General features: G+C 71.0%; 18 protein-coding genes. 9 read left to right on the top strand and 9 right to left on the bottom strand.

What is annotated here, in order from left to right; all coding sequences use genetic code 11:
- Positions 1–5: 5 nt before the first annotated feature.
- Together ACFYPG_RS31520 and ACFYPG_RS31515 are read right to left on the bottom strand one after the other, a co-directional pair.
- Positions 6–1,295 carry an extracellular solute-binding protein gene (locus tag ACFYPG_RS31520; protein WP_355009405.1) on the bottom strand — a complete coding sequence of 430 codons (1,290 nt, stop codon included), beginning with the start codon at positions 1,293–1,295 and terminating at the stop codon, positions 6–8.
- A gap of 325 nt (positions 1,296–1,620) precedes the next feature.
- Positions 1,621–2,184: a plasmid pRiA4b ORF-3 family protein gene (locus ACFYPG_RS31515; protein ID WP_355009404.1), complete on the bottom strand. Its 564-nt coding sequence runs from the start codon at positions 2,182–2,184 to the stop codon at positions 1,621–1,623.
- 151 nt (positions 2,185–2,335) lie between these two features.
- Between ACFYPG_RS31515 and ACFYPG_RS31510 the strand changes: the two genes are divergently transcribed.
- Positions 2,336–3,082, top strand: coding sequence for a pyrimidine reductase family protein (locus ACFYPG_RS31510; protein ID WP_387354861.1), 747 nt, complete (start codon positions 2,336–2,338; stop codon positions 3,080–3,082).
- A gap of 4 nt (positions 3,083–3,086) precedes the next feature.
- Here ACFYPG_RS31510 and ACFYPG_RS31505 read toward each other — a convergent pair whose 3' ends face one another.
- Positions 3,087–3,836: a hypothetical protein gene (locus ACFYPG_RS31505; protein WP_387354859.1), complete on the bottom strand. Its 750-nt coding sequence runs from the start codon at positions 3,834–3,836 to the stop codon at positions 3,087–3,089.
- The gene (locus tag ACFYPG_RS31500) at positions 3,829–4,347 is read right to left on the bottom strand and encodes a SigE family RNA polymerase sigma factor (protein WP_387354858.1); all 519 of its coding nucleotides are present in this window, start codon (positions 4,345–4,347) and stop codon (positions 3,829–3,831) included. Before ACFYPG_RS31500 ends, ACFYPG_RS31505 begins: the two co-directional genes overlap by 8 nt.
- Before the next feature lie 234 nt (positions 4,348–4,581).
- Between ACFYPG_RS31500 and ACFYPG_RS31495 the strand changes: the two genes are divergently transcribed.
- The 8 genes from ACFYPG_RS31495 (at position 4,582) to ACFYPG_RS31460 (ending at position 14,370) form a co-directional block, all read left to right on the top strand.
- A complete protein-coding gene (locus ACFYPG_RS31495) occupies positions 4,582–6,333 on the top strand; it encodes an ATP-binding protein (protein ID WP_355009400.1) in 1,752 nt (583 codons plus the stop codon).
- A 74-nt stretch (positions 6,334–6,407) separates the two neighbouring features.
- Complete coding sequence (locus ACFYPG_RS31490) at positions 6,408–7,556, top strand: exonuclease SbcCD subunit D (protein WP_387354857.1); 1,149 nt, start codon at positions 6,408–6,410, stop codon at positions 7,554–7,556.
- Positions 7,556–10,030: an AAA family ATPase gene (locus ACFYPG_RS31485; RefSeq protein ID WP_387354855.1), complete on the top strand. Its 2,475-nt coding sequence runs from the start codon at positions 7,556–7,558 to the stop codon at positions 10,028–10,030. The genes ACFYPG_RS31490 and ACFYPG_RS31485 overlap by 1 nt, the downstream gene beginning before the upstream one ends.
- 55 nt (positions 10,031–10,085) lie before the next feature.
- Positions 10,086–11,045, top strand: a complete 960-nt coding sequence (locus ACFYPG_RS31480; RefSeq protein WP_355009397.1) for a hypothetical protein — start codon at positions 10,086–10,088, stop codon at positions 11,043–11,045.
- An 18-nt stretch (positions 11,046–11,063) separates the two neighbouring features.
- Positions 11,064–11,921 carry a spermidine synthase gene (locus tag ACFYPG_RS31475; RefSeq protein ID WP_387354853.1) on the top strand — a complete coding sequence of 286 codons (858 nt, stop codon included), beginning with the start codon at positions 11,064–11,066 and terminating at the stop codon, positions 11,919–11,921.
- A gap of 125 nt (positions 11,922–12,046) precedes the next feature.
- On the top strand, positions 12,047–12,739 hold the full coding sequence (locus ACFYPG_RS31470; protein ID WP_030488630.1) for a sigma-70 family RNA polymerase sigma factor: 693 nt from the start codon (positions 12,047–12,049) through the stop codon (positions 12,737–12,739).
- A complete protein-coding gene (locus ACFYPG_RS31465) occupies positions 12,736–13,518 on the top strand; it encodes a zf-HC2 domain-containing protein (RefSeq protein ID WP_355009395.1) in 783 nt (260 codons plus the stop codon). Before ACFYPG_RS31470 ends, ACFYPG_RS31465 begins: the two co-directional genes overlap by 4 nt.
- A 204-nt stretch (positions 13,519–13,722) precedes the next feature.
- Positions 13,723–14,370 carry a hypothetical protein gene (locus tag ACFYPG_RS31460; protein ID WP_355009394.1) on the top strand — a complete coding sequence of 216 codons (648 nt, stop codon included), beginning with the start codon at positions 13,723–13,725 and terminating at the stop codon, positions 14,368–14,370.
- A gap of 78 nt (positions 14,371–14,448) precedes the next feature.
- Here ACFYPG_RS31460 and ACFYPG_RS31455 read toward each other — a convergent pair whose 3' ends face one another.
- Genes ACFYPG_RS31455 through ACFYPG_RS31435 form a run of 5 tightly spaced genes read right to left on the bottom strand, consistent with a single transcriptional unit; the run spans position 14,449 to position 23,940 of the window.
- A complete protein-coding gene (locus tag ACFYPG_RS31455) occupies positions 14,449–16,206 on the bottom strand; it encodes a stealth family protein (RefSeq protein WP_387354851.1) in 1,758 nt (585 codons plus the stop codon).
- 25 nt (positions 16,207–16,231) lie between these two features.
- Positions 16,232–18,475, bottom strand: a complete 2,244-nt coding sequence (locus ACFYPG_RS31450) for a glycosyltransferase family 4 protein (protein WP_387354849.1) — start codon at positions 18,473–18,475, stop codon at positions 16,232–16,234.
- A complete protein-coding gene (locus ACFYPG_RS31445) occupies positions 18,472–20,118 on the bottom strand; it encodes a stealth conserved region 3 domain-containing protein (protein ID WP_355009391.1) in 1,647 nt (548 codons plus the stop codon). The genes ACFYPG_RS31450 and ACFYPG_RS31445 overlap by 4 nt, the downstream gene beginning before the upstream one ends.
- Positions 20,115–22,061 (bottom strand): PIG-L family deacetylase, encoded by a 1,947-nt coding sequence (locus tag ACFYPG_RS31440; protein ID WP_387354847.1) that lies wholly within the window; start codon positions 22,059–22,061, stop codon positions 20,115–20,117. The genes ACFYPG_RS31445 and ACFYPG_RS31440 overlap by 4 nt, the downstream gene beginning before the upstream one ends.
- 16 nt (positions 22,062–22,077) lie before the next feature.
- Positions 22,078–23,940, bottom strand: a complete 1,863-nt coding sequence (locus ACFYPG_RS31435) for a stealth family protein (RefSeq protein WP_387354845.1) — start codon at positions 23,938–23,940, stop codon at positions 22,078–22,080.
- Positions 23,941–24,288: the final 348 nt, after the last annotated feature.

The following is a 24,288-nucleotide window of genomic DNA, read 5'->3' as shown; positions in this document are numbered from 1 at the left end:
ATCACTCAGAAGGCACCCTGAGTCTTTGCGTCCTTCGTGAACTGCTCCCAGGCCTTCGCCTTGTCGGCCTGCCCGTTCTCGAACGCCCGCAGAGCCGGCTCGAGCGCGTTCTCCTTCACCGCCTGGTGCTTCGGGCCCAGGTGGGTCGGCTGGATCTTGGCGACGCTCTCGCCGAAGATCTTGCCGGTCGGCGCGTTGCTGAAGTACTCGTTGGTGTAGCTGATGAACGCCTCGTTCTTCAGCGCTTCCAGGTTCGTGGGCAGCGGGCCCTTGAGCTTGAACGCCTCGACCTGGCTCTTCGCGTTGGTCAGGTACTCGGCGAGCTTCGCCGCCTCGTTCGGGTACTTGCTCTGCGCCGGAACCGCGAGCCACGAGCCGCCCCAGTTACCGCCGCCGCCCGGCACGGACGCGACATCCCACTTGCCCTTGTTGGCCGGACCGGAGTTGTCCGACACGATGCCGAGCATCCACGACGGGCAGAAGGTGGCAGCGAAGGTGCCCTGCTTGAAGCCACCCGACCACTCCGGCGACCAGGTGGACGCCTTGGCGGAGATGTCCGCCATCGAGGTGGCGGTGTCCCAGGCGTTCTTCACCGCGGGGCTGGTGTCCGCGATGATGTTGTCTTCCTTGTCGTAGAACAGGTCACCGTTGCCCTGGAACAGGACACCGTTGGAGACGGCGGTGATCGAGTCGATGAACGCCTTGCCGCCGCTGCCCTGCTTGTACTTCAGACCGGCGTCGTGGAAGCCCTTCCAGTCCGGCCAGAGCGCCGACACCTGGTCACGCTCGGTGGGCAGGCCGGCCGCCTGGAACAGGTCCTTGCGGTAGCAGACGGCGAGGCTGCCGACGTCGGTCGGCAGGCCGATCAGTCGACCATCCGGCGCCTTGCCCAGCTCCCACTTCCAGGGCAGGTATTCCTTCGAGTGGTCGGCGACCAGCGGGGCGAGGTCGGCCCAGTTACGCGCGTTGGGCTTGAACTCGTTGAGGATGCCCTCTTCCAGGGCGGTGACGTCCGCCGCGCCCTTGCCGGTGGCCAGGTAGCGGACCAGCTTCGGCCGGTACTCACCGAGCTGCGCGGTCTTGCGCAGCTCGACCTTGATGCCGGTGTCCTTCTCGTACTGCTTGACGAGCTCGTCGTAGCCCATCTCGCCGAAGGTGTCGACGACCAACTTGGCCGGCTTCTCGCCGGCCGCTGGCTTGTCGTCGTCGTTGCCGCAGGCTGCGAGACCGCTGACCGCGGTGATCGCGGCCAGGGCAGCGGCCGCCAGGCGGGTACGCCGCGTGGTGACACTCATTCGCTGACCCCTCTTTCCGGTGGTGAGGCTGATGTGTGTGGTGGGGGGTGCTCATCGCGCCGGGCCGGGGTCCGTGAGTGACACACACCACCTCCGGGAGCGCTCCCATGAGATTGCCGGCGGGTAACGGGAGTGTCAATAGGACGTTGGGAGCGTTCCCAGATCGTTACCGCTGATCACTCCCACCGCACCGACCCCAACCACACCCCCCGCCCCAGCGGGGTGATCAAGAGTTTTCGGTCAGGAAGCGGAGCCCAGCTGACGCAGACCTCTTGATCGACAACGGCTCTGGTCGGGCGCGTCAGGGGGTGGGGTGGGTGGTGGATCAGCAGAAGTGGCGCAGGAGGGTGGTCGCGCGGGACGGCTCGAAGCGGGACGGGTCGAAGGTCGGACCCGCCCAGTCCCGCAGCATCGCGTGGCGGGAGCTGACGAGGTCGGCCGTGTCGCTCTCGTCGTCCACGGCTTCCAGGAGCGCCTGGTAGCCCAACGACCCGCCGACACCCTCCGGCGGGCAGGCCCGCTCCCCGGCCAGGCAGACCGGGTACCGCTCGTCGGGGTCGGCGGTCACCGCGTCCTCCACGACCAGGTCGTGCTCCCACCAGTCGCCGAAGTCGTACGTATAGGAGAACCGGCTGCCCTTGCCGAGCACCGCGTCGAGCCGCACGTCCAGCTCGTCGTGCAACCCCAACTCCCCGTCCGCGTCCGGCTCGCCGTACTGCACCGCGTCGATCTCGAACGAGTGCAGGTGGCAGTCCCGCCAACCCATCGCGTGCTGCACCACCCGATGCAGCCGATCCAACGTGTAGCCGGCCGGCACGAGCACCCGGCGCCACACCGGCGGGCGGGTCCCGGCAAGGGACATCTTCAGCTGGAAGATCTGACGCGCCATGGCTGTCCTGTCCTCCCGCGGCTTAGGCTGCGAGCATGATCTGCCGAGCGTGCCGGGCCCGGCGACACGACGACTGCCCGGGCCGGAACTGGTGCGACTGCCAGCACCGTACCGCCGAACCCACCCCTCCGGTCACCGGTCCGGCCGGCGAATGACCGTCGGAATTCCGATCCGACGGCTCTGGCCCGAGCCGTCGACGCAGCCGCTCGACGACTCCGCGCTGATTGCCCTCTACGGCCGCGCCGACGAGCCCCGACTGCGGGTGAATTTCGTGGCCAGCCTGGACGGCGCGGTCACCGTGGACGGCTACTCGGCCGGGCTCTCCGGCGAGCCGGACAAGCGGGTGTTCGGCCTGCTGCGGATGGTCTGCGACGCGCTGGTGGTGGCCGCCGGCACACTGCGCCACGAGAAGTACCGGGCGGTCCGGCTCAACGAGCGCCGCCGAGCCTGGCGTCTGGCCAACGGGCTGGCGGAGTACCCGACGCTGGTGGTCGTCTCGAACTCCCTCGACCTGGACCCGGCGCAGGCCGCCTTCGCCGACGCGCCGACCCGCCCGGTGGTGCTCACCCACGCCGACGCCGACCCCCCGCCCGGCCTGACCGACGTCGCCGACGTGCTGCGCTGCGGCGCCGAGCGGGTCGACCTGGCCGCCGGTCTCGCCGAGCTGCACCGCCGCGGGCTCACCCAACTGCTCTGCGAGGGCGGTCCGCACCTGTTCGGCACGCTCACCGCCGCCGACCTGGTGGACGAGCTGTGCCTCACCGTCTCGCCGCTGCTGGCCGGGCCCGGCCCCGGCCGGATCACCGCCGGCGACACCGCACCGCCCCGGCACCTGCCACTGCGCCACGTGCTCGCCTCCGACGACGGCGTCCTGATGCTCCGCCACGCCCGCCCGTGAGACCTCAGTCGGTGAGCACCGCCCCGGGAGCCCACGGAATCCGGTAGCGCCGGCCGTCGGCGGTGCTCGCCCAGACCTGCACCTCGTCGTACGGCTCGGCCGCGACCACCTCGGCCACCGCGCCGCGCGGTGCCGCGCCGAGGGGATGCGACACGCCGTCGGCGACGACCTCGACGGTACGCCCCTGCGGAGCCTGGACCAGGACGTAGAGCCGACCGCCGGAGCGCCGGGCCACGGCCACGCCCAGCCCGCTGCCGGTGGATCGGACGGCCGCGCAGACCGCGTCACCATCGACGCAGGCCAGGTCGTACGAGAGGTAGTCGAGCAACCGGCGCGGACCGCCCCCGTCCGAGGTGATCAGCACCTCGGCCGCGTGTCCCCCAGCGGGCCGCTCCTCGGCGCGTGGTTCGCGCCGGATCAGCACCAGCGTCTCCGTCCCGATCCGGCCGACGGCGACGACCTGTGCCTGCGTCACCGGTCGACCGTCGGCACCGACGATCCCGGCCGGGACGTCGGCAACCGCGCTCGACGCGGCACCCCCGCCCTCGCTGCCGCCACCGCGACCGGCCGGCCCCAGTTGCGGGAGCAGCAGTGCCCCGGCGGCGACCACCGCGGCCACAGTGCCGCCCGAGAGCAGCAGACGCCGACGGCGACGCGCCCGGCTTCTCGTGACGACCCGTTGGGCGAGACCGGGTGGCAGCTCCACTGTCGCGACGGCATGGTCGAGCAGGGCGGCCACCTCGTTGTCACGCATGGTTCTCCTCCGCGAGGTCGAGGTCGAGTGGGGGAACACCGGCCGCTTCCAGTCGGGCCCGCAGGCGGCGCAGACCACGCGACGCCTGGCTCTTCACCGAGCCCACCGAACATTCCAGTTCGGCGGCAGCCTCGGCCTCGGAGAAATTGAGCCAGTACCGGACCACCACCACCGCCCGCATCCGCGGTGGAAGCTCCCGCAGCGCCGTCAGCAGCAACTCGCGGTCGTCGACCCGGGTCATCTCATCCTGTTGCGGCACCGCCTCCGGAAGACCGGCGACCCGACGTCGGTTCCACGGCGAGCGCCACCGGCTGACCAACCGGTTGGTCATGGCGCGACGCAGGTAGGCCTCCGGCTGCCGTTGCCGGACCACGTGCCAGCGCGGGTACGCCTGCTCCAGCACCTCCTGCAGCAGGTCCTCGGCGTCCGCCCGCTGCCCGGTGATCAGTACGGCGAAACGGAGCAGTCGCGGGCCGCTCGTCGCGACGAAGGCGCCGAAGTCGTCATTCATACGTGCTCCATGCCTAGGTAACGCGGCCGGCGCCCCGGGAGTTGAGTCCGGACCTGGTGCGGTGCACGCCGACACGACTCCCGCCCACCTCTTGCGCTCGGTCGAACACCCAGCGTCATGAGTGTGACGGCGCATGGTGTCGTCCGCCGCGTCGCGTGGCGACCTGTCGTACTCCTCGGGCAGGATGCACTGCATGCGCGCCGACCGTGATGCCCGACCGACCCGAGCCGCCCGATGACCGACGCCGAGCTCGACAGCCCGGGCGGGGTGGTCGGCCGCGTGCTGGGCACCGCCGACGCCACCCCGTTGCAGTTCTGGACGGCCGTCGCCCCGGGCAGTTACCTCCAGCTCGACGACGTGGTGGTCACCCGGCGCGAGCTGCCGGACCGGGAGCCGGTGACGATCGCCGGAGTGGTCACCCAGGTCCGCGCCCGGCACGAGGGCGCCCAGTTCGAGTCCGACGTGTTCGCCATCGCCGACGGCACGCTGCCCGCGCAGGTGCAGGAGGCGGCCGAGGTGACCACCACCCGGGTCGATCCGGAGCTGTACGTGCCGCCGACCCCGGGCGCTGTGGTGCACCGGGCCGAGGGCGACGCCCGGGCCCGCGCGCTGCACTTCGACCGGATGGAGCGGCGCATCCCGATGGGGATGGGTCGGGACGGGGTTCCGGTCTATCTCAACGCCGACTTCCTCGACGGCAGCCGGGGCGCGCACGTCTCGATCTCCGGCATCTCCGGGGTGGCCACCAAGACCAGCTTCGCCACCTTCCTGCTCTACTCGGTGTTCCGCTCGGGCGTGCTGGGCGGCGACGCGGTCAACGCCAAGGCGCTGATCTTCAACGTCAAGGGCGAGGATCTGCTCTTCCTTGACCACCCGAACACCCGCCTCGACGAGCCCACCCGCGCCGCGTACGCGAAGCTCGGGTTGAGCGCTGGCGCCTTCCCCGACGTGCGGGTGTACGCCCCGCCCCGGGTCGGTGACTCGGCCGGCACTCCGGATGTGAGCAGCCGCCTCACCGGGGTCGACGCGTTCTACTGGACGTTGAGCGAGTTCTGCACCGACCGCCTGCTGCCGTACGTCTTCGCCGACGCCGACGACGAGCGCCAGCAGTACACGATGGTGGTCCACTCGGTGGCCGCGCACCTGGCCCGCTACGCCCAGCCCGCCGACGGCGGAGTGAGCATCGACGGGGTCCGACTCGGCTCCTACGGCGATCTGGTCGACCACATCGTCGATCAGCTCAACGACGACGAGACCCGCTCCGACTGGGCGGGTAGCGCTGTGGGGCTGGGCACCGTCAACGCGTTCGCCCGGCGGTTGATCGGCAGCAAGAAGGACCTGGCCCGGCTGATCCGTGGCGACCTCGCCACCCGCCGCCCCCACTCCATCAACACGAGCGAGTCGGCCCAGGTGACAGTGGTCGACCTGCACAACCTTCCCGACCGCGCGCAGCGGTTCGTGGTCGGTGTGACGCTCAAGAGCGAGTTCGAGCGCAAGGAGAAGTCCGGCACCGCCAAGCCGCTGCTCTTCGTCGTCCTCGACGAGCTCAACAAGTACGCCCCCCGGGAGGGCTCCTCGCCGATCAAGGAGGTCCTGCTGGACATCGCCGAGCGGGGCCGTTCGCTCGGGGTGATCCTGATCGGCGCGCAGCAGACGGCGAGTGAGGTGGAGCGGCGGATCGTCACGAACTCGGCGATCCGGGTGGTCGGCCGGCTCGACCCGGCCGAGGCGTCCCGCCCGGAGTACGGCTTCCTGCCGCCCGCGCAGCGCCAGCGGGCGTTGCTGGCCAAGCCGGGCACCATGTTCGTCAACCAGCCGGACATTCCGGTGCCGCTCTGCCTGGAGTTCCCGTTCCCGGCCTGGGCCACCCGGGTCTCCGAGGCGGGTCGGGCACCATCGGAGACGCTGCGCTCGATCACCCAGTCCGCCGACCCGTTCGCCGTGGTGGGCTCCGGCGGCGGCACCGACGACGACATCCCGTTCTAGCTAGGGCCGGCACAGGTGAGCGCGAGGAGTGAGCTTGCGAGCCCCGCAGCCGCGCACGGAAGGCAAGCACAGCCATGAAGATCCTGCACACCTCCGACTGGCACGTGGGAAAGGTGCTCAAGGGGCAGTCCCGGGCCGACGAGCACAAGGCAGTGCTGGCCGGGGTGATCGAGATCGCCCGTGCGGAACAGCCGGATCTGGTGATCGTCGCCGGTGACCTCTATGACACCGCCGCGCCCAGCTCGGAGGCGACCCGACTGGTCACCAGGGCGTTGACGGCGTTGCGGCGTACCGGCGCGGACGTGGTGGCGATCGGCGGCAACCACGACAACGGCCCGGCGCTGGACGCGTTGCGTCCGTGGGCCGACGCCGCCGGCATCACGCTGCGCGGCGGGGTGCGGGAAAACCCGGACGAGCACGTCATCGACGGCACCACCGCCGGTGGCGAGCGGTGGCGGCTGGCCGCGTTGCCGTTCCTGTCCCAGCGGTACGCGGTGCGCGCGTTGGAGATGTACGAGCTGACCGCCGCGGAGACCAACCAGACGTACGCCGACCACCTGGGCCGGGTGCTGGGGCGGCTCACCGAGGGTTTCACCGAACCGGACCGGGTGCACCTGGTCACCGCGCATCTGACGGTGACCGGTGCGGCCACCGGTGGTGGCGAACGCGACGCGCACACCGTGTTGGGCTACGCGGTTCCGGCCACGGTGTTCCCGGCCACCGCGCACTACGTGGCGCTGGGCCACCTGCACCGCGCGCAGCGGGTCATCGGCCCCTGCCCGGTGCGCTACAGCGGCAGTCCGCTCGCCGTCGACTTCGGTGAGCAGGAGAACGTCCCCTCGGTGACGATCGTCGAGGTGACGGCCAGCACCGCCGCCCGGGTGCGGGAGGTGCCGGTGACGGCGGCCAGCGCGCTGCGGACGGTGCGGGGCACCCTGGAGCAGCTCGCCGAGATCGAGGCACCGGACGCGTGGCTGCGGGTGTACGCGCGGGAGCAACCCCGCGCCGGCCTGCGCGAGGAGATCCAGGAGCTGCTCCCCCGGGCCCTGGAGATCCGGATCGACCCGGAGCTGTTGGCCGCGCCGGGCAGCGGCGCGCGCATCGCGCAGCGGTCGGGGCGTTCGCCCCGGGAGTTGTTCGCCGACTACCTGGACAGCCGGGGTCACGCCGACGAGGGTGTCCAGGAGCTCTTCGACGAGCTTTTCGAGGAGGTCGAGCACTGATGCGTCCGATGCGGTTGGACATGGCCGGCTTCACGGTCTTCCGGGACGAGACCACTGTCGACTTCACCGACGCCGACTTCTTCGCGCTGATCGGTCCCACCGGTTCGGGCAAGTCGACAGTGCTGGACGCGATCTGCTTCGTCCTCTACGGCATGGTGCCCCGCTGGGGTGGCGCCCGGGGGTTGGCGAACGCGCTCGCGCCGTCGGCGACCGAGGCGCGGGTGCGGTTGGTCTTCGAGTCCGGCGGCGCCCGTTACGTGGCGACCCGGGTGGTCCGCCGGGACGGCCGGGGCAACGTGAAGACCGCGAACGCCGGGTTGCAGCTGATGCCGGCCGGTTTTGACGTGACCAAACTGGATACCGGTCTGAGCCCGGACGACCTCGGCGAGGTGGTGGCCGGCACCCCCGCCGAGATGGAGCAGGCGGTGCTGGAGGCGGTCGGGCTGCCGTACGAGCAGTTCACCAGCTGTGTGGTGCTGCCACAGGGGCAGTTCGCCGACTTCCTGCACGCCAAGCCGGCGACCCGGCAACAGATCCTGGTCAACCTGCTGGGCCTCGGCGTCTACGAGGACGTGCAGAAGAAGGCGACGGCGCGCGCCGCGCAGGCGGAGGCCCGGCTGGAGGCGGTCGACCAGGTGCTTGCCGGGTTGACCGGTGTGGACGACGAGGCGTTGGCCGAGGCCGACGCCCGGGTCGACCGGATGGCCGAGCTGGCGGCGGCGGTGGCCGAGGCGGTGCCGGAGCTGGCGGCGGCCCGGGTCACCGCACGGGAGGCCGCGGCGGCGTTGACAGCGCTGGACGACGAGCTGACAGTGCTGACCGGGGTGCGCGCGCCGGGTGGGGTGACCGCTGTCGCTCGCGCGGTCGCCGCGGCGCGGGCCGACGCCGAGGCGGCGGCGGCCGGGGTGTCGCTGGCCGAGGAGCGGGAGGACAAGCTGCGCGGCGAGCTGGCCGCCGCCGGTGACGAGAGCGCGCTGCGACTTCAACTGCGGGCGTACGACGATCGGGATCGGCTGTCCGGCGAGGCCGAGACGGTCCGGGCGACGGTGCGCGCGGCGAATGACGAGCACGCCGCCGCGGTGGCGGTGCTGGCCGCCGCACGGGTGGTCGCCGAGCGGGCCGACGCCGAGCTGGAGGCGGCCTTCCGGGCGCACGAGGAGGCGAAGGCCACCGATCTGGCGGTGAGCCTGCGGGTGCACCTGCATGCTGGTGCGGCGTGCCCGGTGTGCCAGCAGCCGGTGGCCGAGGTGCCGGCGGTGCCGGCCGATTCGGCGGTGGCCGCCGCGACGGCGGCGGGCAAGGCGGCGCGGGCCGCTTCCAAGGCCGCGCAGGCGACGGTGCAGGAGCGGGACACGGCGGCGCGGGAGCTGGAGCGGCTGCTGGTGCAGGCGCGAGCGCGCCAGGAGCAGATGGAGGCCCGGCTGGCCGAGCTGGACGGGCAGCTCTCCGGCGCGGCCGAGCCGGCCGTGCTGCGCCGGGAGTTGGCCGAGCACGCCCGGTTGCGGCGCGCGCTGGAGGAGGCGGCGACAGCGGTCCGGGCTGGCCGTGAGGCCGCTCGGCAGGCCCGGGCCGGGGTGGACGCCGCCGAGGAGCGGCTGCGGGCGGCGTGGCGGGCCTTCGACACCGCCCGTGACGGTTTGGCCCGGTTCGGCCCTCCGGCGACCGACCGGGACGACGTGGCCGCCGCGTGGGCGGCGCTGACCGGGTGGGCGACCACCGAGGCGGACCTGCGGCGCGCCGAGCGGGCCGGTCGGGCCGACGCCGTGGCGGAGGCCGTGGCGGTGGCCGACGGGGTGCAGCGGGGCATCGCTGGCATCTTCGCCGCCGCCGACGTGCCGGTCGGGGACGACCCGGTGCACGCGGCGACGGTGGCGGTGGAGCGGGCCGACGCCGACCGGCGGCGGCTGCACGAGCGTCGCGAGCAGGCCGGTACGTTGCGCGAGCAGCGGGCGGGCCACGAGCGGGAGGCGCAGGTGGCGCGCGCGCTCGCCGGGCACCTGCGGGCCAACAACTTCGAGCGGTGGTTGCTGGCCGAGGCGTTGGACCTGCTCGTCGACGGCGCGTCGGGGATCCTGCGGGAGCTTTCCTCCGGTCAGTACGAGCTGGTGCACGACAAGGGCGAGTTCGTGGTGGTCGACCACCACGACGCGGGGTTGCGCCGGGGCGTGCGCACCCTCTCCGGCGGTGAGACGTTCCAGGCGTCGCTGGCGTTGGCGTTGGCGCTCTCCGAGCAGTTGGCCGGCATGTCGACAACGGCGGCGAGCCTGGAGTCGATCGTCCTGGACGAGGGTTTCGGCACGCTCGACGCCGCCACCTTGGACACTGTGGCGGCGACCCTGGAGAACCTGGCGGCCCGGGGCGATCGGATGGTCGGTGTGGTCACCCACGTGCCGGCGCTGGCCGAGCGGATCCCGGTCCGGTTCGAGGTGCGCAAGGACGCGCGCTCGTCACGCATCGAACGGACCGGCCGGTGAGCGCGAGGAGTGCGGCGCACGGGAGCAGCGCAGTCGCTGACGAGGGGCCGGCCCGGTGAGCGACGCCGCGTTCTTCGTGGATTCGTGGGATCCGGCGTACGGGGCGTCGTTCGAGGCGTCGACCGCCGGGCCGGCCGCGCCGAGCAGCGCCCAGGTCGACGCGGACGTCGAGTTGCCCGCCGTGGACTGGCGGGCGATCGGGGTACGCCCCGGGGTGCGGGCGCCGGACGTGGTGTTGCTCGTCGACGGGGTTCGGCGCATCGACGCCAGCATCTGGACGGCGGAGACCGACGGCCTGTCGTTCCCCGGGTTGGCCGCCTCGTACGCGGCCGGGGTGGTCCGGTGTGACCTGGGGCGGGGTGCGGCGCAGTTGGCGGGCACCCGGGTTGGTCGGGGCCTGTTCACAGCGAGCCCGTCGGCGCAGGACGTGGTGGCGGGCGCGATCCGTTACCCGGTGCACCGGGTGGGTGGCACCGGTGAGCTGGCGAAGTTGCCGGCCGCCGTGCAGGGTCCGCTGACCGCGTTGGAGGTGGCGGTGTCCGACGCCGCCCGGGTCGACGGTGACCTGTTGGTGGTGGACGGCCCGCTGCGCAGTCGTCGGCAGTTGCCGCGCACCCTGGGCTACATCAAGACGCAGCACAGTCAGTACCTGGACGCCCGGCTGACCGCTGTGGTGACGGGTATGGCATCGGGTGAGCGTTCCCCGGTGTTCCGGCTCGGCACCGCCTGGGGCGGTTGGTCGTGGTATTTGCGGCTGCCGGTGGCGACCGGCGCGCCGTGGGCGGGCATCGTTCGGGTGGAGTGCTCCGCCGACCTGCCCGTCGAGGCGGCGATCGAGCTGGCCGATCTGTCGCTGGTGACCCTGCCGCGCTTCGCCTCCACCCCGTACAAGGATCCGCGGGCCCCGCAGAACCTGATCCCGATCGCCGGCCTGGAGCGCCGACTGCGGGCCCTGCTCGGCGATTCCCGGCTGCTGCACCGTGCGTTGACCGCTGCGGCCCGCGCCGCCAGATGAGCGCGGACACTGGTTCCGATGGGGCGTAAACGGGCGGGTGACCGTGTGGTCGAGCAGGTGGACACCGGGCTGGCGGAGTTGGTGCCGGATCCGGACCGGGCCGGCTCGTGGACGCTGCTGCTGGACGGCGCGCCGCAGTCGCACGTCGACCTGACCGACCCCACCCACCTCGAGTTCGAGTACGTGCGACGGTTGGCTGCCGCGGTGGATCTGCTCGCGCCGGCCGGTGAGCCGTTGCGGGTGCTGCATCTTGGTGGCGGCGCGCTGACCCTGCCCCGGTACGTCTCCGCGACCCGACCCGGGTCGACCCAGCGGGTGTCCGAGGTGGACGGTGCGCTAGTTGAGCTGGTCCGTCGGGCGTTGCCGTGGCCGTCGGACGCCCGGTTGCGGGTCCGGGTGGAGGACGCCAGGGCGGTGCTCGCGTCCACCCGGGAGGCCAGCTACGACGTGGTGGTCGCCGACGTGTTCGCCGGTGCGCGTACGCCGGCCCACCTCACGTCGGTGGAGTACGCCGTCGAGGTGGCCCGGGTGCTCCGCCCCGCCGGTTGGTACCTGGCGAACCTGGCCGACGGCCCGCCGTTGCGGCACGCCCGTGGGCAGGTCGCCACGGTCCGTTCGGTGCTGCCGCAGGCCTGTCTGGTCGGGGACGCGGCGGTGCTGCGTGGGCGGCGGTACGGCAACCTGGTGCTGGTCGCCGGGCGGTCCACACCGCCGGTGCCGGAGCTGACCAGACGCGCCGCCGGCGACTGGTTCCCCGGGAGGGTGGTCGCCGGCGACGATCTGGACCGCTTCGTCGGTGGCGCGCAGGTGGTTCGGGACGCGGACGCCACCGGCTCCGATCCGCCACCGCCGGGGCTGTTCTCGGTACGCCGCTGACCGTCCACCCGACAGCGGCGGGGAAGTTTTTTCGTCGTTTGTTGATCCGCTGGGGCAGGTGCTGCGTACCACCGGGCGACCCACCTCGTGGGCTGGCGTTGGTCACGGACATCCCGGAGGTCTGCATGCACGCGGTGGCGGCCGGTTGGCATGGCGACGCGGTACGCGCTGACTGGTTGTCGGCGCGACCCTCGTCACGGTCGACCTCGTCTGCCCGAGGGGTCGACGCACGGGCGTCGACTCGCCAGAATGGTCCGGTGACGCCGCGACCGGCGCCCGGACGCCATCAGGCGACGACAACCGAGGCCAGCCACTCCGACCAGTTGATCCGTCAGCTCTACGCCGAGCACGCCGGCCCGTTGCTGATGTTCGTCATGCGCCTCACCGGGGGGGACCGGCAGCGCGCGGAGGACATCGTCCAGGAGACGCTGCTGCGGGCCTGGCGCAACGCACACCGGCTGGGCACGCAGGGGCAGGGCTCGTTGCGGCCGTGGTTGGTCACTGTGGCCCGCCGCATCGCCATCGACGAGCACCGCAGCCAGGAGGCCCGGCCGCCGGAGACGTACGACCGGGACCTCACCGCGTTCGCCGAGGCGGACAGCACCGACCGGGTGCTGCGCACGATGACGGTGGCGGACGCGCTGCGTACGCTCAGTCAGTCGCACCGGGAGATTCTGATCTCGACGTACTTCCGGGGGCGGACGGTGCCGGAGGCAGCCGAGGAGTTGGGCCTGCCGCTCGGCACCGCCAAGTCGAGGGTCTACTACGCGCTGCGCGCGCTGCGCACGGCTCTGCAGGAGCGGGGGGTGACAGAATGAGCCGGCCGGACCACATGGACGTCGCGGCGTACGCGCTCGGTGTGCTCGACGAGCAGGACACGGAGCGGTTCGAGGAACATCTCGCCACCTGCTGGGCGTGCGCGGCCGAGTTGGAGACGATGGTGCCGGTCGTCGGGCTGCTCTCCGACATCGACGGCGAGACGATGATGGCGCTGGAACAGACGGCGACCGACCCGGCCCTGCTGGACCGGACGCTCGGCGCGGTCCGGGCCGACCGGCGACGTAGCCGGTTTCGCCACCTGCTCGCGACGGCCGCCGCGGTGGTGGTCTTCGGCGGTCTGACCGGGTACGGCTTCGTCAGCGTGACCGGCAACGAGCAACCACCGGGGGTGCTCGCCGAGTCGACGCCGAGCGCGCCCAACGACCCTCCGACGAGCGCGCCGACGGCCGCGCCGAGCGGCCCGGGTGTGGGCGGCACCGAGGTGGAGGGCGACCAGGTCGAGGCGACCGACCCGACCACCGGTGTGCAGACCACCATGTTCCTGGTGACCAAGGACTACGGCACCCGGATCAATTTCAGCCTGCGGAAGCTACCCGGCCCACGCGTCTGCCGACTGGTGGTCGTACGCAAGAACGCCACCACCGAGGTCATCTCGACCTGGTCGGTGCCGGAGGGCGGCTATGGCACCAACACCCGGCCGCAGGGTCTCGAACTGAGCGCCTCGACGTCTGCTCTGCCGAAGGACATCAAGCAGCTCCAGGTGCAGTCGGTGGATGCCAACGGCGTGGCGAGTCCGCTGGTCACCGTACCCATGTAAGCGCGCCTACCGCATCGGCGCCGGTCATTGTCACAATGGCCGGCGCCGATCTGTCGTTACGTAAAAGATCCCCTCGCGGGTGCGTACGCATGGCAGCCGGAAAAGGTTCAATCGATTTAAGTGAAATTGACCACTGTTACTACTTCAACCTTGACAGCCCAACCGCCGTACCTATGGGTGAACTGTCAAGAATGAGGAGGGCACGTGGCACAGATGAAGCGGACCGTCATCGTCGCGAGCGCGATGGTCGCACTAACGGCCTGCGCTCCCGCGGGTTACGACGGGGCGAACTCGAGCGCGGCTGAGCCGGTCGCCGTCGCCGCGGCCGAGCCCACTGCGACGGTTGAACCTGAGGCCTCGGCTTCCGCGGAGGCGCCCGCCGCCGACGCCCCGCCCGCGGACGTCGACCTGACCGAGAAGTTGGTCGGTAAGAGCGTCGCCCGGATGGGCAAGGTGGTCACCGACCAGGACGGCTGGATCCTGTACCGCTTCGACAAGGACACCGCCGACCCGCCGTCGTCGAACTGCGTCGACAAGTGCGCCGAGGTGTGGCCCCCGGCACTGACCGACGGCAACCCGGAGCTCACCGGCGTCTCGGACGACAAGGTCAGCAGCGTGACCCGGCAGGACGGCACCCGTCAGCTCACCGTCGGCGGCTGGCCGGTCTACCGCTACATCGGTGACAAGAAGCCCGGCCAGTGGAAGGGCCAGGCTGTCGGTGGCACCTGGTTCGTGGTCCAGCCGGACGGCAAGAAGAACCTGAGCTGCCTGCCCAAGGGCACGCCGAAGGCGGTCGCACCGCCGGCGGACAGCGGCTCGAACGACGCTGGCGGCTCGGGCTACTCGTACTGAGCCTGGTCGCCCACGAGGGCACGGTGGTCGGTCGTCGCCGGGGAGGGCGCGACCGGCCACCGCCGTGTCCGGGGTGGGTCAGGCCCGTTCCCACGGGCTCGGCACCGGAAAGTACGTCTCCAGGAACGGGATGAGCAGCGCCATCTGCGCCTCTAGGTCCTCCTCGACGGAGAACGCGTCGTTCAGGCAGAACACCTGCCGATCCCGACGGGCGAGCAGGTGCGCCAACCGGGCGGGCGTGTCCGGGTTGGACAGCTCGGCGATGGTGTACCGCAGGTTTCCCGGTGCCGCGCGACCGGTGTGGAACGCGTAGTAGTGGTGCAGCGACGAGGCGACCGACAGGTCGTCCATGCTGCGGAACTGACTCGCCGCGGTCCGCTGGTACTGCTGCGGGAACGTCTGCTCGATCTCCTGGAGCACGCTTCGCCGCAGCGCGTGCGGCATGTGCTTCATCTTCTGGGTCAGCACTGTGCCGAACCGCTCCGCGATCAACGCCCGGTTGTTCTTCCCGGCCGCCGACGACGGAATGTCCCCGGCGGCGGGTGGGCCCGGCGGCACCAGCGCCGGCGACGGAAAGAACCGGGAGATGCCGTTGGCCAGGAAGAAATCCTGGGGCAGCACCTCGGTGCCGAGGAAGACGTCGTCGTTGAAGTACAGGAAGTGCTCGGAGAGCCCGTCGATGTGGTGCAGCTGACTCTCGATGGCGTGCGAGTTGTACGTCGGCAGCACCGTCGGATCGGTGAAGATCTCCCGATGGCTGACCACCCGCAGCCCGCTGGCGGACGGGTCCAACCAGGGCGGCACCTGGTCGTCGGTCACCACGTAGACATGGCGCACCCAGGGCGCGAACAGGTGCAGCGATCGGAGCGAGTAGCGCAACTCGTCGCGGCTGAGGAAGCGGGCCGCGCTCGCCGCCTCCGCGTGGTACGGCACCCCGGCCACCTCTGCCCGTCGGCGCAGCCAGGCCGGGTCGGTGCCGTCGACCCAGGTGTAGACCACGTCGACCGGGAACGGCACGTCGTCGGGGCGCGGTGCGGCGAACTCCGGACGCGTCCAGGCGGTCGCGGGTGCGGCGGCGGGTGCCAGGCCGGTGAACCGCGACTCCGGTACGAGGACCAGCGGCGCCGCCACGGTCACCTGTTCGGCGACGGCGTTGGGCCGCGGGGCGACGAGGGTGTCACCCTCCCGGGCCCAGAACTCGACGTCGCACCCGTACGCCTGCCCCAGCACCAGCCGCCGCTGGGGGTCGGTCCAGTACCAGGTCAGCCGCAACACCGCGGCGTCGGCCAGGCGGTCCCAGGTCTTCGGTTCGAAGCCGGCCGCCGGCTGCCCGGTGTCGTTCGGCTCGCCGACGTAGCCGGGGACCCGACCGCATGCGGCGGCGAGTGCGGCGTACGCCCGCGTGCGGTGCGCGGCGTCGACGGCGACCACCGACGAGCGGTGGGTTTCGCCGCGTACCCGGAAGTGGGGTACGCCGGCCTCGTCGAGCGCCGCCGTCACCGCGGTGAGGTTGTCCAGTCGTGCCATCAGGGGGGTGACCGCCCCGATCCGGGCCACCCTGGGTCCCCGGTCGGCGGTGACGACAACCCGGTCCGCGCCGGCCAGCAACTCCGGCTGGCGGCGGGCCAGCCGTTCGCCCCGGCGCTCGGAGAGGTGCCCGTCCCGCGCGGCCCGGGCGACCCACTGCTTCAGCTGGTGCCGGGCCCGGGGGCTCACCTTCGTCGCGATGGCCCGCCGGGTCTGCGGGCTCAGCACCCGGCGGTACACCTCCACGAACCCGGTGGGTTCGGCCAGCGCCCGGACTGGCTCCCCCGGTGGGGGCTTCGACTCGGTCACCGCGCGTTTCTCCTCGTGTCCGTGCTCATGGGCGATCGATGACGACGATCGAAAGCTCGCTGTCGCGGGTGTAGTAGGGGCGGACGCGCAGCAGTGGAGCCGGGTCCTCCTCGACGAGATCGAGCCCCGGATCGTCTACCAGGTAGATCTCCGGGTAGTTGTAGACGAGTTTCTTGTCGACGACGTCGTCGACGAGCAGACCCAACCGGACCTCACGGTCCGTGCCGGCCTGCCGCAGCCACAGATCCCAGTCCTCGTATCGGCCCAGTCGATGTGCGGCCAACTCGTCCACCGCGACGTCGATACGCAGGTGACCGCCGCGGGTCCGTACCACCGGCACGGACACCGCGCCCTCGTGGTGACCCCGTCGGTGGAGCACGGCCTGCTCGGGAGTGCCCGACCCGCACCAGACGGCCTCGATCGACACCCGCTCGCCGCTGAGCGCGATCCGCCGCACCTCGGCGTGCTCTGCCCGGACCCAGCTGCGCACCGCCAGAAAGCCGTCTGCCGTGCGATATGGCAGGTGCGAACGGACCGCGTACGCACCGGCCGGGTCATCCGGCGGTCGGTGACCGCCGGCGAGTACCCGCGTGTCGATCCGGGCCGGGCACAGTCGCAGGCGCGTCCCCGTCACTGGCTGCAGGTACGCGTTCCAACGGCCCTCCGGCAACGCGTCGGCGGGCAGCACCGCCACCTGGCGCACCCCGTCGTCCTGCGGTTCCAGTGGCACCCGTACCTTGTGCCCGTTGTCCCGGTCGCGCAGCAACAGGTGCGCGCCCGCAGCGAGGTCCGGTGCATCGATACTCAGGCTGAGGCCGTGGTCCGGCAGCACCTGACAGTCCACTTTCGGCCCAGCGGCCGGTGCGGCGGCCCGCCGCCGAATCGCCTTCTGCAAACGGGCGGAAGTGGCCCGGGCCTGCCGAATGCGGGAGAGGCGCACCAAGGCGCCCATGCTCGCCCGACGGACCAGGTCACTACCCGCGATCCCGCGAAGGACCGGGTCGCCCAACAGCCGGACCAGGTCGGGTTCCCGAACCACCTCGCCGCCGCGAGCCAGCATCGAACGACCAGTTCGCGGCCCCTTGCCCGACCGGGTGGCCCGCGCGGGCCGCCCGAGCGCCGGGCCTCGCTCGACCAGCACGGCGGCACACTGCCGGGCGAAGGATTCGGCGAGCGTGTCCGGGTCGAACCGCGCCGCGTTCACCAACGCCTGCTGGGCCAGTCGGGCCCGGAGATCGCCGTCGTGCATCAGGGTCCGCAACGCCGAGGCGTACGCGTCGATGTCGTCCATCGTGACCAGCAGACCGTCGATCCCGTGCTGGATGATCTCGCGGGGTCCGACCGGGCAGTCGGTGCTGACGACCGGCAGGCCGAGCCGCATCGCCTCCACGATGGTCATGCCGAACGATTCCCGCTCCGACGAGACCGCCGCGATCGAGCCCTTGACCCACTCGGTGGACATGTCCTCGCGCCGGCCCATCAGTTGGACCTGGTCGGACATTCCCAACTCGCGGACCTGTGCGACCAGCGCGGGGCGTTGCGGACCGTCTCCGTAGATCCGCAGTTTCCAGTCCGGATAGTCGCCAGCTACCTGCGCGAAGGCGGCGATGAGTCGGTCGTAGCGCTTGATCGGGTCGAGCCGCCCCGCACTGACGACGATCCGGTTGGTCCCGTCGGCCGGCGGCACGGTGGGCTGGGGAACGCTGTTCGGCAGTGCCACGACACGGGTGTGTGGCACCGGATTGCCCGTTCGGAAGGCGGCGGCGTCGGCCTCGGTCACCGTGAAGGCCAGGTCGATCCGGTCGTACGAGACCCGGATCTCCTCCTTCAGCACGTCGTCGATCAGATCCTGCGTCATGTGCTCCTGCGCCACACGGACCGCGTGTTCGGGGCCGTGCCGCGCCACGATCATGTTGAGGCCCGGCCGGGTACCCACGAGCACGTCGGCCCCGGACGAACGCAGGTAGTCGATCATCCGCTCGTCGGTCAGCCGGCTGTACTGGGTGTGGAACTCCTCGTTCTTCGGCACCAGCAGGGACGGCTCCCGGAGCCGGGGATCGGCCCGGTCGGGACGGCGCGGTCGGGTGTCGACGAGCGGCACGAGCGCGATCCGGTCGTCGATGGCGAACATCGGCTCGTCGGTGCGGCGGAACACGGAGACGATCTCCACGTCGTGCCCCCGGCCCAGCAGTGCGGTGGCCAGGTTCAGCACGGCCCGGTTGGTGCCACCCACGCCGTACATGTTGTGGATCAGGAAGGCGAACTTCACCCGGCGGTCCTCAGCTCGTAGGGGCTCGGGACCGGGAAGTACGCCTCCATGAACGGCTCGAGGATGGTCATCTGGTGTTGCAGTTGGGCGAACGTCGAGTAGGCGTCGTTGATGCAGAAGGTGTCCCAGTCCCGCCGTGCCTCCGCTCGCCGCAGCCGCGCCTCGAGGTCGGGTACCGCGAGTTGAACGTAGCCGTAGTTGACGCGTCCGGGCAGCGCGCGGCCGGTCAGGAACGCGTAGTAGTGGTGCAGCGAGTACGTGATGGTCAGGTCGTCGGCACTGCGGAACCGACTGCGCATGGTGGCCTCATGCTCGACCGGAAACTCCCGCTCGATCTCCGCGAGGATGCTGCGCCGCAACGGGTAGGGCACGTGCTGGGAGCCCTGGGTGAGGGTACGGCCGAACCGCTTCTCGATCAGCGCCCTGTTGTTTTTGATCATTGCGTCCACCGGGCTGTCCAGCTCGGTGATCTCGCCGAGCGGGATCCGGTTCTGCGACAGGAAGAACTTGGTGTTGCCGTTGGCAAGGAAGAACGTCTGCGGTGCCAGGGGGCGACCGAAGAACATGTCGTCGTTGAGGTACAGAAAGTGCTCGGAGAGCCCATCGATACGGTGCAGCTGACTCTCGATGGCACACGAGTTGAAGGTCGGCAGGGCGTCCGGGGCCGCGAAGATCTCGTCATGGTTGACCATGAAGATGTTGCCGGCGCTGAGGTCCAGCCAGGCCGGACGCTGGTGGTCGGTCACGATGTAGATGTTGCGGACCCACGGGGCGTTCAGGTGTAGCGATCGCAACGAGAACTTCAACTCGTCGCGGTTGATGTACCGCGACTCACTCGCCGCCTCGGCGTGCAGCGACTCGCCACGGACGCCCGCACGGCGTTGCTGCCACTGTGGGTCCGCGCCGTCCACCCAGGTATAGACCACGTCGATGGGAAAGTCGATGTCGTCCGGGAGCAGGCGGTCGAACTCCGCGCGGCTACGCCGGGGCGGGTGCCACTTCGCCGGAGAGGCGAGGCGGGTCAGCCGATGCTCGTCCACCTGCACCGGCGCGCTCTCCAGTGCCACCGCCCGCATCATCCGGTTCGGCCGGGGCGAGCGGAGCACGCCGGCCGCCCGATCGGGCTTCCAGAACTCGATCTCGCAGCCGTACGCCGGGCCCAGAATCAGCTTGAGGGTCGGGTCGGCGCGGAACCAGGTCAGCTTGATCGCCTGTGCGGCGTACAGCTCTGTCCACGCCGGCGCCTCCGACGCGTCCTTGAGGCCGCCGACGATCGGCGGCCGGGGCAGCACCTGGCTCACGTAGCAGGTCTCGGCCCCACCCAACTTTTCCAGCGCGCTCAGCGTGGCCAGCCGATCAAGCTCACTGACGCCAATCACCGGCGTCCGGTCGTCCATGCCGCGGATGAGGAAGTAGTCCACCCCATGCGCATCCAGCGCGCCGCTCACCGCGTCCACATTGAGCTGACGCCCCAGGATCGGCGTCAAGTCGGCGTGCACGTGCGCGGTGCGACGTCCACCGTCGACCAGGACCTCGCAGAGCGCGGGAAGGTCCCACCCGGCGCTTCCCGGCGCGGAGCTGGCCGCGTCGGCAGCCCGGGATGGCGCGCCCGCGTGCTGCGGTACCACCGGCGTGTTGTTCACGGCACTTCCTTCATCGGGTTCAAGGACGATCCGAATTGGTCCGGGCGCGAGGCGAGGAGCCCGCCCGCTGTCGACACGGCCAGCAGAACGGCGCAGCCGGACGCGTCGACCTGCACCGCGTGGCCACCAGCAATCGGGGTCGACTCACGGTGCCAGCGACAGGGCGTCGGACCGGCCGGGTCCAGCCACGCGACGCTCGAACCCGACGCGTCGTCCCGGACCGCCAGCAGGACCGCGCCCGCGTCGGGCACGAACTCGGCGGTCAGCGGGCCGGGACCGCCGTGACCACCGAGGTCTGCGGCCGTCGACAGGTCCCATTCCCGGCCGCCGCCGCGCGTCCGGTACGCCAGCACGGACGCCGAGTCCCGTCGCCGGAACAGGAGTAGCCGCTCGCCGTCGGGCAGCCACGTCACGGCAGGCGGGCCGGCCGGTGCCTCCGTCTCCAACTGGGCGTACTCGGCGACGAGTTCCGGCACGCCGACCAGCCAGCGTCCGATTCCAGTGCGCCCGGCGGCCAGCACCTCCACGTGGTGCTCGTTCAACGTCACCGCGGCCAGGCCATCCTGGATGTCCCGACCACCGAGGTCCTGCCACTGCGTCCAGGACGTCCCGTCGTACAGCCGGGCGCTCAGTCCCTTGTCGGCGTTCCGGGCCAGCAACAGGACACCCCCGTCAGGCAGGGAGACAGCCTGCGGCATGCCGATGTTCCGTCGATCCGACGGGGCATGTCGCCCGGCGGGGTTGCCGAGCGACTCCCAGCGAACGCCGGCGTCGCCGGCGGCAGGCAATACTGTTGTCCAGATGTCGCGGACGTGCCGATCGGGTTCTGCCGTGAGCTCCTGCCGCACCACGAAGAGCCGCCAGCCGCCGTTCGGGGTGGCCAACGCGGCGACGTACGGCAGGAGTCCGCCGCCAGGAATCAGCCGGCTCGGGGCAAACGCGCCTGAGCTGGCCTGCTGCCAGTGGACCACCTGGCCGCCCCGCACGGCGAAGGCCGACACCTCACCGTCCGGCCCCGGTGCCGCCCAGGTCCGCGAGCCGGGATAGCGCAACGTGGTTCCGGAGGCGTTCCCGTTGCCGATCGCGTCGCCACCGACCTTGCGGTCACCGTGGCCGACGGTTCCGTCGGCAGGGCGGCCGTCGGCCCACCCGTAGATGTCCTTGTATCGCTGCTTGAGTGCCCGCGCCTCAGGGCTGAGGTTGGACGGCCACCGTCGGACGTAGTAGCCGCGGAACGCCTCGACGACCGTGGCGCTGCCACCGCCCTCGGCGAACCATCGTCGGGCCGACTCGTGGGCGAACAGCCCGGTGATGGTGTGGGCAAGGTGGTCGGAGTAGTCACCGGTGTCGGCGTGCTGTGGGTTCGCCTTGTCGTGCAGTTGCCGATCGGGATCCGGGTCCATCGTCCACAAGAGCGTCGGCTCGACGTCGCGCAGCAGGTGCAGCAGCGCCTCGATCAGGTTCTCCCGCGAGTAGGCGAACGTTCCGGAGACGGGCGAACCCAGCGGGACCATGGTGGGTGTGACGGTGGCTTCGCCGGTCCACAACTGTGGCAGCGAACCAGCTCCGACCGGCGAGTCGGGTGGCGGCGCACACCAGAGGTTCAGCGACACCAACCGGATCCACGGCGCGTCGACCAGCGTCGAGAGGTCCGCCTCGGCGGTCGAGCCCACGGTGATCGCCGCACGGTGCCATTCGGCGTCCCGGTCGTCGAGGACCATCTCCCCGTACGCCGAACGAAGCCCGTTGAACCGGGCGGCGGCGAAGCCCTCGAAGTCCACCGGCAGCGTGGCGTGTGCCACCGACCCACCGGGGGCGTTACGTCCATCCGCCTCACCAGAGGTCAGGCAGACCGTCAGGTGTGTCGCACTGTGGCGCAGCTGGCTGGCGAGCAGCGGGTTCAGGAAGTAGAGATCGTCGTCCTGGTGGGCCACGACCGCCATGGACCGAGGACGGCGGTCAGACGTCATGGCGCTCCCCAGTTGGATCGGCTTGTCGCCGGCCCGGCCGCTCTCTGGAGTCGAGGACGGCTTTGAAGTCGCTGACAGTGTTGAGCATGTTGTTGGGCATGGTGGGCGCGTCGACCGGGGCGCGTCGACGGGCATCCAGCACCGGGCGGTACGAACGCCGCCACAGCTCCCCGGCACCCACGTTCCGCCGCTCCGCCACCACGTCGTCCGGCAGCTCGAACGGGGCGGGGAAGGGCAGGTAGCGCGGCAGGAAGTTGGCCAGCATCCGCTCCTGCTCGGCGAACGACAGCGGGTCGGAGTCGGTGTCGTTGAGGCAGAACACGTCGCGGTTGCGACGAGCCAGCAGCTCGGCCAGCCGGGCGGGGGTCGAGGGGTGACCCAGGTCGGCGTACTCGTACTCGATGTCGCCGGGGACGGCCTGCGCGGTCAGGAACGCCCAGTACTGGTGCAGCGACGACGGGATGGACAGGTCGCCGTGGTGCCGGAACCGGTGCCGTGCGGTGGCCTCCACCTCGTCCGGAAGTGTGCCCTCGATCTGCTGCATGATGCTGCGGCGAAGGGCGAACGGGGTGTGCTTCATCTTCTGCGTGATGGTCACGCCGAACTGCCGTTGGATGTGCCGACGGTTGTTCTTTCCGGCGGCCTTCACCGGCGGGTCCTCCGGCTTCGCCTCCCCCAGGCCGAACTGGGCCGGCGAGGGGAAGAACTTCGCGATCCCGTTGGCGTGGAAGAAGTGGTTCGGCAGCAGCGGACGACCGATGAACACGTCGTCGTTGAGGTAGAGGAAGTGTTCGGCCAGTCCGTCGATGCGGTGCAGTCGGGACTCGATGGCGTGCGAGTTGTACGACGACCGGCCACCGAGGTCGGCGAAGAGGTCGGCGTGCGAGATGACCGTGATCATCGGATGGCTCGGGTCGAGCCAGCTCGGCAGTTGGCTGTCGGTGATCAGGAAGATCCGCCGCAGCCAGGGCGCGAAGCTGTGCAGCGACCGCATCGAGTACCGCAGCTCGTCGCGGTTGTGGTAACGCGAGGAGTTGGCCGCGACCGCGTGCAACGGGCCGCCGGGGGTGCCGAGCGCCATCGACTTGCGCTTGAGCCACTGCGGGTCGGAGCCGTCCACCCAGGTGTAGACGGCGTCGATCGGAAAGCCGATCCGGTCCGGCGCCCGGACGGCCAGATCCCGGCGGGTGCCGTAGGTGTGGTCGTCGGCTTCGGGCACGAAGTGGCTCAGCAGCGCCGCCGCCACCCGGACCGGCTGTGCCTGGGCGGGGGCCTCGTCGACGACCCCGTTGCGCCGGGGAGCGCGGACCATGTCACCGTGCCGGCTCCAGAACTCGATCTCGCACGCGAACTGGGCGCCGAGGACGACTCCGGCGCGGGCATCGGTGACCGGGAAGCAGACCTGGATCACCTCGGTCGGGGCGCCGTCCGGTTGATCGCGACGGGGCTGGACCTGCACCACCCGGACGTCCGCGCCCGACAGTTCCGGCGCGGAGCGGATCAGGCGTCGTACCGCCGTCCGCTGGTCGTCGAGGACCGCGACTGTGCTGCGCAGGTGGTCGTCGTTACGAATGCAGTGGTATTCGATGCCGGCGGCGTGCAGCGCCGTGGTGACGGCGGTGAGGTTGCGGTGCCACTGCTGCAACGGGGTCGCCGTGGCGACGACCTCGGCCCGGGTCCGAACGCCGCCGTCGGTCACTGCCACCCGGGCGCCGCGGTGATGCACTGTGTCGCTGCCGCGCGGGCGGGAGAGCGTCTGCACCAGGCCGATCCGCCGGTGTGCGGGCAGCAGACCCAGCAGCCGTCGCCGTGCCGACGACGGTAGGAGTCGATAGATCTTCAGAGCGATCATGCGCTGGGCCGCCGTCCGCTCGGGACGGCCGCCTCGTCAGCGGGCACCCGTCAGCCCTGCGGACGGGTAGCGGGGTGGAATCCCACTCGCGATGATTCGACACAGACTCGCGCAGCCATCACTGCATGCCCTTCCACAGATCCCCCGTTGACACTGCGCAGGTGCCCGAGGCACTCGTTTACCTGCAGGCCATCAAACAACCACATGATCGATACCTGACCCACCGCCGAAAATGGCATAAGGGCGGTATGCGAGGGTTCGCCAAGATAATCCTGGCCGTTCGGGTGATCAACCACACCGGGAAGGTCGGACGAACGTACCCCCGCGAAGCTCCTCAACCGCGGGCGG

Source organism: Micromonospora sp. NPDC005553, from assembly GCF_042871765.1.
Classification (GTDB): Bacteria; Actinomycetota; Actinomycetes; order Mycobacteriales; family Micromonosporaceae; genus Micromonospora.
Note: the sequence above shows the minus strand (reverse complement) of the source record. Positions and strands in the feature narration are given on the sequence as shown.